This is a genomic window from Janthinobacterium sp. JF4, assembly GCF_059617925.1.
Window position 1 is genome coordinate 1 of sequence record NZ_JCAQAV010000068.1, and the last position, 12,377, is coordinate 12,377.

The following is a 12,377-nucleotide window of genomic DNA, read 5'->3' on the forward strand; positions in this document are numbered from 1 at the left end:
GTTATTGAAAGCAACGCTGGGAGCGTTCCCACATCTGACGGTGACATAGCCTTATTTTAAGTACTTTGCCAGCCAGCCCTCGACTTCGCTATAGAAGAAGCGGCTGTTCTCACCCTTCAAGATCCAGTGGTTTTCGTCCGGGAACACGAGCAATTTCGCTGGCACGTTCAGGCGTTGTTGCACGGCAAAGTTCATCAAGGCATTGTTGGCCGGCACGCGGTAATCGAGCTCGCCCACGGTGATCAGGATGGGGGTCGTGAAACCCGTGCCTTTTTCGTGGTTGCCTGCTTGCATGACCGGGCTTTGATCGCGCCACACGGGCAGGTTCGACCAGACGGGACCGCCCGCGTTCGTTTCACGGCCGAAACCGCCGTCGCTGGTGCCCCACTGCATGATCAAGTCCATTTCTCCCGCGTGCGAGACGATGGCCTTGTAGCGCGTGGTGGTCGCCTGCAGCCAGTTGGCCAGGTGGCCGCCATAGCTGGCGCCGCCGGCGGCCAGCTTCGTGCTGTCGATAAAGGGATATTTCTTGATGGCTTCATCGACACCCTGGTTGACTTCGTCACCCGGACCTTTCAAGGGGTCGAACTGAATCGAGCGCGAGAATTCCTCGCCATAGCCGGTGGAGCCCTTGTAGTCCGTCAGCAAGACAACATAGCCCGGTTTGGCCAGCAAATGATAGTTCCAGCGCAGCACGAACTGGTCGCGCCACATGCTGGCCGCGCCGCCGTGGATGACGGTAAACAGCGGATACTTTTTGTTCGGATCGAAGTTGGCCGGCTTGACAAGCATGTTGTGGATCCGGCGGCCGTCGGCCGTGGTGAACCAGAAATGTTCAGGCGCCTGCCAGTCGATCTTGCTCGCTTTCTCCGTGTTGAAGGCCGTCAGGCGTTTCGGCTGCTTGCCGTTGAAGGCATAGATTTCCGGCGGCTTGATGCTTGACTCCCACACGCCTACCAGGGCCTTGCCACCGCTGCTCAGCGAGTTGATGGTGCCCGTCGGCAAGGAGGGTTCCTCGCGCACGTCGCCACCCTTGGCGTCGATCGAGTACAGCTTTTCCAGGCCCGCATGTTCATAGCTGAAGAGGACGCGCTTGCCGCCTTCTGGCAGCACGAAGCGCGAAATCGAACGATCCAGCTTGGCTGTCAGTATCGTCGGTTCCGGCTTGCTCATTGGCCAGGCAAAGCTGGCCAGGCGCTTCACGTCATACACCTTGCCTGGGGTTTGCGCGTCGCTCAAGGCAAACAGGGTCTTGCCGTCGGCGGCAAATTTCAGGCTGCCATAGCTGTGCTTGTCCTGCGTCAAGCGCTGCGCTTCGCCGCCCGCCACGGGCAGCAGATACAGTTGCGAATAGACGGCTGCGCGCTGGGCCGCATCGCGGTTGGTGGCGGCGTTGAAGACGACGGCCTTGCCATCCGGCGTCCAGACGGCGTCCAAGGATTGTCCCTCGTCGCCCTGGCCGCCGCCAAAGCCCGGCAGGGTGACCAGTTGCGTGCCCGACAGGATATCGCGCGGCGCCGCTTCCGGCTGCGCATCGACGATGAACAGGCGCACCTGCTTGTCGGTCAGCCATTTGTCGAAGTAGCGGGGCGCCGTCGTTTCATACGAGCGGGCGCTGTATTTGCGCTCCTTGCGCGCTTTCGCGCTCTGCTTGACGTCGGCTTCCGTCTTGTTGCCTGGATAAATGTCGCTGATGAACAGCAATTGCTTGCCGTCCGGGCTCCATTTCGGCATGCGCGCGCCCATGGTCAAGCTCGTCAACCGTTGCGCTTCGCCGCCGTTGGCCACGTCGAGGCGGTAAATCTGTCCCGCTTCATCGCCGTCACGCTTGGCAACGAAGACCAGCTGGCGGCTGTCCGGCGACCAGGCCACGGCGCCTTCGCCACCCTTGGAATACGTCAGGCGGCGCGCGGGGCTGTCGTCGCCAAGGGACTTGATCCACAGGTCCGACCATTGTTCCTTGCTATCGTAGGCGCTGTCGACCACGGAGAACACGGCCCAGCGCCCGTCGGGGTTGGCGACGGGGGCGCCCACGCGTTTCATCAGCCACACGTCTTCATGCGTGATGGCGTGCCGGGCATTGGTTTGCGTGGCGGCAACTGGCGATGCCGGCGTGGTATCGGCGGCGTGGATGGTCGTTGCCAGCGAGGCACAGGCCGCTGCGATCAGCAGGGAGCCGAGGGAACGGCGAAGACGGGGTGAGGTCATGGGCGTGGTCCGGTAGTGAAAAAAGTACAGCGGGCAACATTATTGCCCATGGTTTCCTCCACTGCCAAGGCTGTGTACTGTTACTTACCAGGCCGGCGCACGCATGGCGGACGCGGCGGGCGTATCCGATCAGTTAAACTTGCCGCTTTACTCACGCTGGCGCTGCCTGAACATGAAAATTTGTCTACCCTTATTGAAAACGCTATTGCTGGGTGCGGGCACGCTGCTTGCCAGCCCGGGTTTTGCCGCTGCCGCCGCACCGTACCCGAATACCAGCGCCATGGGCGTGGGCCACGCGGAAAGCACGGCGTGGTATGCGGGCTGCCTGAAGGTCAAGGATGCGGCGCCGCCGCCCGCCGACCTGCCGGCGCCGTCCGCCGTGGCTGCCTTGCAGCAATGCCAGGCAACGGACCTGTATTACGATACCAAGAGTATGTCCTCGCCCAAGCCGGCCGACTGGCGCCCCGCGCGCCATTGCGCCATGGCCACGCAAAACAGCGCCGTCTTGATGATGCTGTACCAGAATGGACAGGGCGTGCAGAAAGACCCGCTGCTGGCGCTCAAGTATGCGTGCAGCATCGATGCGGCGCCGGCCGAGATGCGGGGCCGCATCGAACACTTGCAACAGATCAATGCCAGCGGACGTGGCATGATCGATTTATGCGACGACATCACCAGCGGCTACATGATGGGCGTATGCAGCGCCATCGATGCGCGCCAGAAACAGCGCGTGCGCACGGAGGCGACAGGCAAAGTCAGCGCAACGATGCCGGCTGTGGCGCAAGCGTCGCTGCAAAAGCTGCAGGCGGCGGCAGGCAAGTTTGCCGACGCGCGCGCGGCCAATGAAACGGATTTGAGCGGCACGGCACGCGCCGCCCTGAGCATCGCCGCCCGCACGGCCGAGCTTGATTTGCTGGCGCACGATCTGCGCGAATACGAAGCGGGGAAGCTGCCTGCCAGCATGTCCAGGGAACAGGCGGCCGCGCTCGACAAGGAACTCAACGCCATCTACGGCAAGCTGATGAAAAAGCCGGCGGCAAGCTATGCGGGCGCCGTGGGCAAGGATGGCATCCGCGCCACCCAGCGCCTGTGGCTGGCGTACCGCGATGCCTGGATGAATTTCGGCGCCGTGCGTTATCCGTCCGTCACCAGCGAGACCTGGGCCGGCCGGCTGACGTCGCGCCGCAATGCCCAATTACACGATTTGCTGGAGAATTGAAGCATGCGTGAAGCCTATTATCACGAAGACGATTTTTGCATGATCGAACTGCTGCCGCTGGATAATTTACAGCACTGTTTGACGCAGATGGGCGAGCAACAGGCATTCGCCGATGCGCACCGCAGCGGCGCCGGCTGGACGCAGATGTACGTGCCCGAGGCGCCACCGTCGCCGCTGCGTGCGCTGGGCCTCACAGCGGATCAGCTGCGCCTGGCGCTGGCCGATGCCATGCCGCCGTACGACGCCGTGTACACGGGCTACAGCACCTACCGCGTGGAATGCAAGAATGTGCTGGCCTTTGGCGGCGAGACGACGGAAACCCTGTTTGCCGGTCTGGATGACACGGGCATCGTGTGCGACCTGTGGTGCAGCGACGCCATGCCCGAACTGCTGCTGCTGCCCTTGAAAGAGAGGTTGCTGCTGGCCGACTGGGGCGCCGGGTTTGCGTGCCCGCTGTCCGATGGGGAATTGTTTGCCCGGTATCTGCAGGAGTATGAACTGGACTGATCGAACTGAACTGATTACTCGCAGGCGATGGCATTCGGTTGCGCCACCTTGATGACCGACGCCAGGCGCGCCATGTCGTTGCCGTCGCCTTGTTCCACATACGGTTGATAGGTGTCGATGACGATGCGCGCATGCGCTTGCCAGCCGCAATTGTCGTGCTGGCGCGCGGGTACGCGCAGCAGCCGGCGCGCCTCGCCATCGTTGGAAAAGCAAAACCATATCTCATGCTGGGCGGCAGGGCGGGGCAGGCGACCCCACTGCGCCTTGTCGGGCGCGAAGCAGACGCGGTTGCCGATGATTTCCAGGCTCATCTCGTCCGTGCGGGCGCTGTACTGGCCATCGAGAATGATCGGCGCCTGCGCCTGGGCAGACCATGGCAAGGCGCACAGCAACAGGGCGGGCAGCAGCAGGGCGGCGGTTTTCACGGTACGTCTTTCCTGAGGGCATGGCAACGCGCCAGTATACCCGCACTTGCCGCCTCCCCGACACGCTACACGCCGCCGATGCACAGGTATTTGATCACCAGGTAGTCGTCGATGCCGTAGTGCGACCCTTCGCGTCCCAGGCCGGACTGCTTGACGCCGCCGAATGGCGCCACTTCGTTCGAGATGGCGCCCGTGTTGACGCCCACCATGCCGCTCTCCAGGCCTTCCGCCATGCGCCACATGCGGCCGATATCGCGCGTATAAAAATAGCTGGCCAGGCCGAACTCGGTGGCGTTCGCCTGCGCCAATACCTCGTCGTCCGTGTGGAAGCGGAACAGGGGCGCCAGCGGGCCGAAAGTTTCCTCGCGCGCCACGCGCATGCCGGCGGTGACGCCGGCCAGCACCGTGGGTTCGAAAAAGCTGCCGCCCAGCGCGTGGCGGCGTCCACCGGCCAGCAGGCGCGCGCCCTGCGCCGTGGCGTCGGCGATGTGTTCCTCGATTTTTTTCACGGCGCGCAGGTCGATCAGCGGGCCTTGCGTCACGCCCTCGTGCATGCCGTTGCCGACCCGCATGCCAGCCACGGCGGTCGCCAATTTGAGCGCGAAGACCTCGTAGACGGCGTCGTGCACGTACAGGCGGTTGGCGCACACGCAAGTCTGGCCCGCGTTGCGGAATTTCGAGGCGATGGCGCCTTCCACGGCGGCATCCAGGTCGGCGTCCTCGAAGACGATGAAGGGCGCATTGCCGCCCAGTTCGAGCGACAGCTTCTTGATCGTCGGCGCGCATTGCTGCATCAGTGTCCTGCCCACTTCCGTCGAGCCGGTAAAGGTCAGCTTGCGCACGACAGGGTTGGCTGTCAGTTCGCCGCCGATGGCGCGCGAGGCGCCCGTCAGCACATTGAAAACGCCAGGCGGCACGCCGGCCCGCTCGGCCAGCACGGCCAGCGCCAGGGCGGAATACGGCGTCGCCTCGGCCGGTTTCAGGACCATGCTGCAGCCGGCCGCGAGCGCGGGAGCGGCCTTGCGCGTGACCATGGCCGAGGGAAAGTTCCACGGCGTGATGGCGGCGCACACGCCGATCGGCTCCTTTGTCACCAGCAGGCGCCTGTCGGCGGCGGGCGAGGCGAGGGTCTCGCCGCTGACCCGCTTGGCCTCTTCGGCAAACCATTCGATGAACGAGGCGGCGTAGGCGATTTCCCCCCTTGCCTCGGCCAGCGGCTTGCCCTGCTCGGCCGTCATGATGCGCGCCAGGTCATCCGCGTGCTGCAGGATCAGCCCGTGCCAGCGGCGCAGGATCGCGCTGCGCGCATGTGCCGTCTGCCTGCGCCATGCCGACCATGCCGTGTCAGCGGCGGCGATGGCGCGCCGCGTTTCCACCGTCCCCATTTTCGGCACGCTGCCCAGCAGCGTGCCGGTGGCCGGATTCGTGACGCTGATGGTGGCGCTATCGTCGGCATCGCACCAGCGGCCGTCGATATACGCTTGCTGGCGCAGCAGGGTGGGGTCGTTCAGTTGTAGTGCGGGATGCTGCATGCTCTCCTCCATCGTTGAATATTCCTTTTTTATAGTACGCCTACCGTACTATTATTTGTCAAGGACATTCGGTCGATGGCGCGGCGTTTATTTTTTCTGTTTCTGGTGCAGCCAGATCTTGCCCAGCGAGCTATGCAGCGCTTCGCGCTCCGCTGCGCTGAGCGGCGAGACGATGTCGGCGCAGGCGTGCCAGAAGTCGGGCATGGCGCCGTGCAGCAGGTCGCGGCCCTGCGGCGTCAGCTCCAGGCGCAGGCTGCGCCGGTCTTCCTCGCGCGCTTTGCGCGCCAGCAGCCCGCGCTGTTCCAGCCAGTCGATCAGGCCCGTCACGCTGGAACGTGTCACGCCGAAGTAGGCAGAGATGAAGGAGGGCGTCAGGGTCTCGACCTCGAGCAGTCCGCGCTCGGCCAGGTCGAACAGCATCAGGATGTCGAGCTTGCTCTCCGACACGCCGTGCGCCGCCAGTTCGCCATTCACGGCGGCGTTGATGTCGTCGCCGAGCCACAGCATCAGCATGCCGGTGGCCGCCATCTTGCGATCGGTGCCGCGCCGCGCCGTTTTTGTCATCAGCTCCAGGTGGGGCGCCAGCGCCTGCTCGGCGCTGCGCGCCGCTGTCGGCGGGATCGATTCGGTATTGCGTGGACGTGCGGTCATGGCGGTATCGGGGCAGGGGGAAGATGGCCGATTATAGATCGTCCGCCGGCGCTGGCGCAGGTGTTCGAAAATAATACGTCTAACGTAGTATATTGACTTAGTACGTCAGGCGTACTATATTTTAAAAAGAGCGGCCTGCGCGGCCGGTTTTCAATGATGAAGGAGGAGACAAGATGGGTATCAAGGTATTGGAGTTGCATCATGTGGGCTTTGGCGTCAGCAATGCGCAGGCCGAGCAGATGCTGGCGTTCTACCACGGCTTGCTGGCCCTGCCGCAGGACGAGACGCGCTGGCATATCCCCGGCATCCAGGGCTATTGGATCAACCTGCCGAATGGCACGCAGCTGCACATACTCGGCAGCGACGGGCCGTCGCCGTATGCCAAGGGGCCGGGCCTGGACCCCGTCAACAACCATATCGCCGTGGGCGTGGAGGACGTGCTGGCCGCGGAGGCCGAATTGCAGCGCCGCGGCATCGCCTATTTCACGCTCGACAATGTAGCCTCGCCCAGCCTGAAGCAGCTGTTCATCCACGACCCGGCCGGCAACATGGTGGAGCTGCATCAGAAAAATGCGCGCCGTCCCGGCATCGCCAAGCCGGCAGCCGTGGATCGCTGATGTATTTCGATCTCGACGCGCTCGATGGGGCCGGCCGCAACAAGCTGCTGCACGCCACCGTCATTCCCCGCCCCATCGCCTGGGTCTCTTCGCTGGACGAGCATGGCGCCGTCAACGTGGCGCCCTTCTCGTTCTTCAACCTGATGTCGGGCGATCCGCCGCTGCTGTGCCTGTGCATCGGCGCGCGCGGCGGCCAGCCGAAGGACACGGCGGCGAATATCGCCGCACGCGGCGAATTCGTCGTCAACCTGGTGTCGCGGCCGCTGGCGCGGCGCATGAACGTGACGGCCATCGACTTCGACGCGGACGTGGACGAATCGCTGGAGGCGCAGCTGGCGCTGGCGCCCAGCCGCCAGGTGGCCGTGCCACGCCTGGCGGACAGCCCTGCCTCGTTCGAATGCCGCACGCGCCAGTTGATCGATATCGATGGCCGGCGCACCCTGGTGCTGGCCGATATCGCCGGCATGCACGTGATGGATGCCGCCGTCAGCGACAGCGCGCGCCTGTACATCGACCCCGCGCCCATGCAGCTGATCGCCCGCCTGCACAACCCGGGATGGTACTGCGGCATCGGCGAGGCGTTCCAGATGCCCACGCCGACGCCGCAGCGCTGGCGCCAGATGCAGGCCGACGGCGAGGCGCACGCTTACCTGGCCGGCGTTCCCGGCCCGGAAACGCAGTCATCACTACCAAGGAAATAATATGCTGGAACCCGCACTGATCGAGCAGCTGGCTCGCCGCCTGTACGAGGCGGAACGCAGCAGACAACAGATCCGCCAGATCTCGCTGGAGCATCCACAGATCGACATCGCCGACGCCTACCGCATCCAGCGCCGCTGGGTGGACATGAAGCTGGCGGACGGGCGTACCCTGATGGGCCACAAGATCGGCCTGACGTCGCGCGCCATGCAGATGGCGTCGCAGATAGAGGAGCCCGACTTCGGCGCGCTGCTCGACGATATGTTCTGGGCCGATGGCGCGGCCATTCCTGCCGAGCGCTTCATCGTGCCGCGCGTGGAGGTGGAACTGGCCTTCATACTCGGCAAGCGCCTGCAAGGGCCGCACGTCACCCTGTTCGACGTGCTCGACGCCGTGCGCTACGTGGTGCCGGCGCTGGAGATCATCGATGCCCGCTCCGAGCAGATCGACAGCGCCAGCGGCAGGCCGCGCAAGGTCTTCGACACCATCGCCGACAATGCCGCCAACGCGGGCGTGGTGATGGGCGGGCGCCCCGTGCGCGCCGATGCGCTCGACTTGCGCTGGGTGGGCGCCATCCTGTCGCGCAACGCCGTCATCGAAGAGACGGGCCTGGCCGCCGGCGTGCTGAATCACCCGGCCAACGGCGTCGTGTGGCTGGCCAACCGGCTGGCGGCGCATGGCGTGGCGCTGGCGGCGGGGCAGATCATCCTCAGCGGCTCGTTCACGCGCCCCGTGTATGCGCGGCGCGGCGATGCCTTCCATGCCGATTACGGCCAGCTGGGCAGCGTCGCCTGCGCGTTCACGTGAGCGGCATCGGCGCCACGGCGCAAAACGGCTTCAAGCTGGCCCTGCGCGAGGGCCGGCCGCAAACGGGTTTGTGGCTGGGCCTGGCCAATGCCTACACGGCCGACCTGCTGGGCGGCAGCGGCTTCGACTGGTTGTTGATCGACAATGAGCACGCGCCCAATACCACCGATGCCATCCTGGCGCAATTGCAGGCGCTGGCCGGGCATGCCGTGCACGCCGTCGTGCGCAGCGGCTCCGACGATGCCGTGGAGCTCAAGCGGCTGCTCGATATCGGCGCCACCAGCGTCCTCATTCCGATGATCGACAGCGGCGAACAGGCGGCGCGGGCCGTTGCCGCCTGCCGCTATCCGCCGCAGGGCCGGCGCGGCGTGGGCGCGGCGCTGGCGCGCGCCTCGGGCTGGAACCGGCAGCCGGATTATCTGGCGCGGGCGAACGAGGGCGTGTGCGTGCTGCTGCAGGTGGAGAGCCGCGCCGGCCTCGCCGCGCTGGACGAGATCTGCCGCACGGACGGCGTCGATGGCGTCTTCATCGGCCCGGCGGACCTGGCGGCCGACATGGGCCACCTGGGCGACCCCCTGCATCCCGAGGTGCAGCAGGCGGTCGAGGCGGCCATCCTCGCCATCGCCGCGCACGGCAAGGCGCCCGGCATCCTGATGGGGGCCGAGGCGCTGGCGCGGCGCTACCTGGAGTTGGGGGCGCTGTTCGTGGCCGTGGGCACGGACGTGTCGTTGCTGGCGCAGGGCGCGCAGGCGCTGGCGGCCCGATACCGCGGCTTGCCCACGGCCGCCTTGCCGCGCGGCGGACAAGTGTACTGAGCGAACAATCCGGGCAGCGGAAATGCAAAAAGCCCATCCGTGAGGATGGGCTTTTTGGTACTGCGCATTCGTGGTAGGCCGTGCGGGATTCGAACCTGCGACCAACGGATTAAAAGTCCGCTGCTCTACCAGCTGAGCTAACGACCCGAAAGAGGCCGCATTATATATCAGTTGAAAAAGAATGCAAAGCATTCCTGCGAGAAAGTGCTGGCCCGCTAATGCAGGGCTGCCGTGAGCTTGAGCACTTCGTCGATGCTGGTCGTGCCATCGATGATCTTGCGCGCGCCGGCGATGCGCAGTGGCGTCATGCCGTCGAGGATGCTCTGGCGGCGCAGCGCGTGCAGGTCGGCGCCCGCCTTGACCAGCTGGCCGAACGTTTCCGTCACGCTCAGCAGTTCGTAGATGCCGGCGCGCCCCAGGTAGCCGCTGTGCCGGCACAGGGTGCAACCGGCGGGGCGGTATGCGGTGGTTGGCCGTTCCAGCTGGCCGCCCGTCAGGCGCTGCCATGCGGCGGCGTCCGGGGCGGCGCCCGGCTGTTTGCAGCCCGCGCACAGGCAACGCAGCAGGCGTTGCGCCAGTACGCCGGCCAGGCACGCTTCCAGCAGATAGGCAGGCAAGCCCAGTTCCAGCAGGCGCATGACGGCCGAGGGCGCGTCGTTGGTGTGCAGGGTCGACAGCACCAGGTGGCCCGTCAGCGCCGCCTGGATGGCCATCTCGGCCGTGGCCAGGTCGCGGATCTCGCCCACCATGATGATGTCGGGATCTTGCCGCATCAGCGCCCGCACGCCATCGGCAAACGACAGTTCGATGCCGGCCTGGGTTTGCACCTGCATCTGGTTGAAGGCCGGTTCGACCATTTCGATGGGGTCTTCCACCGTGCACACATTGACTTCGCTGCTGGCCAGCGCCTTCAAGGTGCTGTACAGGGTGCTGGTCTTGCCCGAGCCGGTGGGGCCCGTCACCAGCACGATGCCGTGCGTGCGCGCCGTCAGTTGGCGCCAGCGTTCGGCGTCTGCAGGCGGAAAGCCTAGTTCAGCGAGGCTCTTGACGGCCACTTCCGGGTCGAAGATGCGCATGACGAGCTTTTCGCCGAAGGCCGTGGGCAGGGTCGACAGGCGCAGTTCGACTTCCTGGCCCTGCGCATTGCGCGTCTTGATGCGGCCATCCTGCGGACGGCGTTTTTCCACCACATCCATGCGCCCGAGCAACTTGATGCGCGCCGTCATGGCCAGCAGTACCACGGGCGGCAACTGGTAGGCCTGATGCAGGCGGCCGTCGATGCGCAGGCGCACGAGGCCCGCGTCGCGCTTCGGTTCCAGGTGGATGTCGGAAGCGTGCTGGGCAAACGCGTATTGCCACAGCCAGTCGACGATGCGCACGACGTGCTGGTCGTTGGCGTCCAGGTTGCCCTTGTTGCGCCCCAGCTCCACCAGTTGTTCGAAATTGTGGCGCAGCGCCAGGTCTTGCGTGGACGCCTGGCGGGCCACCTTGACGGAGCTGGCCAGGCTGAAAAATTGTGCGATGGCGTCGGCGATGTGCAGCGGATTGGCGATGACCAGGCTCAGCTTGCGTGGCGCCAGGTTGCCCAGCTGCGCCTGCCAGGCGAGCGCGTAGGGCTGGGCCGTGGCGATGACGATGCGGTCAAGCGTGCTTTCCACGGGCAGGATATTGAAACGGGCCGCATAGCCGGCCGTCATGACGTCGGCCACCTGGCTGAAATCGATGCGCAAGGGATCGATGCGCACATATGGCAGGCCGGCCCGCCGCGCCAGCCAGGCGCACAGGGTATCGAGCGTGAGTGCGCCGTGGGCGATGCTGCACAGCGGATGCAGGGCGGGCGCCGGCAGCATGGCGGCCTGGGCGTCGATGGCGGCCGCTTGCGCCGCGTCGAGCAAGCCGTCTTCCTGCAGCCAGGCCAGCAGTTGCGGCAGCTCCAGCGGCGTGTCGGGCGAAGGAGGAGGGGAAGCGGGCATGGCCGGCGCCTTTCCAGGCTGCCGGCCTTGCCTGGGTGTGCCGGCGCTTACAGGGTGCTGACGATGCCCTTGACCCAGGACTTGGCGGGCAGCTTGGTCTCGGCGACGATCTGCTTGGCGCGTTCGAGCAGGGCCGCTTGCGCCTCGGTATCGAGCGCCACTTTCGTCTTGAATGCGATCGCCACCACGTTCCCATCATGGACTTCCGGCAGGCAGATCACCTGTTCAAACGCAAACTTCATCGCCTTGATGTTCTTCGCGTAGCTGGGGTGGTCGCCAAACAGGTTGACCGTCATGATGCCGTGCGGCGCCAGGCAGGCGCAGCAGGCGGCATAGAAATCGGCGCTGTCGAGCACGGGACCGCGCGCCGTGGCGTCGTACAGGTCCACCTGCAGGGCGTCCAGGGTGCCGTGGTGGGCGTCGTCGTTGACGTAGTCGAGCGCATCCATCTCGCGCACGTGCAGGCGCTCGTCGTTGGGCGGCAGTTTGAACATCGAGGCGCAGATGGTGATGACGGACGGATTCAGTTCGATGGCTTCGACTTGTGCCTGCGGGAACTGGCGGTAGCAGAACTTGGTCAGCGCGGCCGTGCCCAGGCCCAGCTGGGCGAGGCGCTGCGGTTGCTCGATCCACAGCATCCACGCCATCATCTGCTGCGCGTATTCGAGCTCCGGCCAGTCCGGTTTGCGGATGCGCATGGCGCCCTGCACCCATTCCGTGCCGAAATGCAGATAGCGCACGCCATCCATTTCGGACAGGGTGACAGGGGCATAGCGGGGCTTGCGCGCAGGGCGCGAGGATTCGATTTGTTCGATGGATTTTCGTTTGATAAGCATAAGGCGGCCTGAAAGTGTGCCGCATTATAGCGTGATCGGCATAGGGGGCGGCCCTGAAGGGCCGCTCCCCTGCCACACCACCCGGCAT

The 12,377-nt window shown here is 65.3% G+C and carries 12 protein-coding genes and 1 tRNA gene; 6 read left to right on the forward strand and 7 right to left on the reverse strand.

Features of this window, described 5'->3' with window-relative positions; genetic code table 11:
* Window positions 1-51 precede the first annotated feature (51 nt).
* Entirely contained in the window at window positions 52-2,208 is a 2,157-nt protein-coding gene (locus AC54AF_RS26125) for a prolyl oligopeptidase family serine peptidase (protein ID WP_496638900.1), read from the reverse strand.
* A 193-nt stretch (window positions 2,209-2,401) separates the two neighbouring features.
* Here AC54AF_RS26125 and AC54AF_RS26130 point away from each other — a divergent pair, with 193 nt between their 5' ends.
* Both AC54AF_RS26130 and AC54AF_RS26135 read left to right on the forward strand, forming a co-directional pair.
* On the forward strand, window positions 2,402-3,427 hold the full coding sequence (locus tag AC54AF_RS26130) for a lysozyme inhibitor LprI family protein (RefSeq protein WP_496638901.1): 1,026 nt from the start codon (window positions 2,402-2,404) through the stop codon (window positions 3,425-3,427).
* Between the two features lie 3 nt (window positions 3,428-3,430).
* Window positions 3,431-3,934 carry a hypothetical protein gene (locus AC54AF_RS26135; RefSeq protein ID WP_496638902.1) on the forward strand — a complete coding sequence of 168 codons (504 nt, stop codon included), beginning with the start codon at window positions 3,431-3,433 and terminating at the stop codon, window positions 3,932-3,934.
* Between the two features lie 14 nt (window positions 3,935-3,948).
* Here AC54AF_RS26135 and AC54AF_RS26140 read toward each other — a convergent pair whose 3' ends face one another.
* From AC54AF_RS26140 to AC54AF_RS26150, 3 genes are all read right to left on the reverse strand, one after another.
* Window positions 3,949-4,359: a hypothetical protein gene (locus AC54AF_RS26140; protein WP_496638903.1), complete on the reverse strand. Its 411-nt coding sequence runs from the start codon at window positions 4,357-4,359 to the stop codon at window positions 3,949-3,951.
* 65 nt (window positions 4,360-4,424) lie between these two features.
* Window positions 4,425-5,891: an NAD-dependent succinate-semialdehyde dehydrogenase gene (locus AC54AF_RS26145; RefSeq protein WP_496638904.1), complete on the reverse strand. Its 1,467-nt coding sequence runs from the start codon at window positions 5,889-5,891 to the stop codon at window positions 4,425-4,427.
* 87 nt (window positions 5,892-5,978) lie between these two features.
* Entirely contained in the window at window positions 5,979-6,542 is a 564-nt protein-coding gene (locus AC54AF_RS26150; protein WP_131689634.1) for a MarR family transcriptional regulator, read from the reverse strand.
* A gap of 173 nt (window positions 6,543-6,715) precedes the next feature.
* Here AC54AF_RS26150 and AC54AF_RS26155 point away from each other — a divergent pair, with 173 nt between their 5' ends.
* From AC54AF_RS26155 to AC54AF_RS26170, 4 genes are read left to right on the forward strand one after another with little or no spacing between them, the layout of a single operon-like run.
* Window positions 6,716-7,159, forward strand: coding sequence for a VOC family protein (locus tag AC54AF_RS26155; protein ID WP_496638905.1), 444 nt, complete (start codon window positions 6,716-6,718; stop codon window positions 7,157-7,159).
* Window positions 7,159-7,860, forward strand: a complete 702-nt coding sequence (locus tag AC54AF_RS26160) for a flavin reductase family protein (RefSeq protein ID WP_496638906.1) — start codon at window positions 7,159-7,161, stop codon at window positions 7,858-7,860. Before AC54AF_RS26155 ends, AC54AF_RS26160 begins: the two co-directional genes overlap by 1 nt.
* A gap of 1 nt (window position 7,861) precedes the next feature.
* Window positions 7,862-8,665: a 2-oxo-hept-4-ene-1,7-dioate hydratase gene (gene hpaH / locus AC54AF_RS26165; protein WP_131689631.1), complete on the forward strand. Its 804-nt coding sequence runs from the start codon at window positions 7,862-7,864 to the stop codon at window positions 8,663-8,665.
* 5 nt (window positions 8,666-8,670) lie between these two features.
* Entirely contained in the window at window positions 8,671-9,480 is an 810-nt protein-coding gene (locus tag AC54AF_RS26170; RefSeq protein WP_131689639.1) for an aldolase/citrate lyase family protein, read from the forward strand.
* A 71-nt stretch (window positions 9,481-9,551) separates the two neighbouring features.
* Here AC54AF_RS26170 and AC54AF_RS26175 read toward each other — a convergent pair.
* The 3 genes from AC54AF_RS26175 to AC54AF_RS26185 all read right to left on the reverse strand — a co-directional run bounded on the left by AC54AF_RS26175 (window position 9,552) and on the right by AC54AF_RS26185 (window position 12,289).
* Window positions 9,552-9,627 (reverse strand) — tRNA-Lys (locus AC54AF_RS26175).
* A gap of 68 nt (window positions 9,628-9,695) precedes the next feature.
* The gene (locus AC54AF_RS26180) at window positions 9,696-11,453 is read right to left on the reverse strand and encodes a GspE/PulE family protein (protein ID WP_496638907.1); all 1,758 of its coding nucleotides are present in this window, start codon (window positions 11,451-11,453) and stop codon (window positions 9,696-9,698) included.
* A 47-nt stretch (window positions 11,454-11,500) separates the two neighbouring features.
* On the reverse strand, window positions 11,501-12,289 hold the full coding sequence (locus tag AC54AF_RS26185; RefSeq protein WP_496638908.1) for a class I SAM-dependent methyltransferase: 789 nt from the start codon (window positions 12,287-12,289) through the stop codon (window positions 11,501-11,503).
* Between the last annotated feature and the right edge of the window lie 88 nt (window positions 12,290-12,377).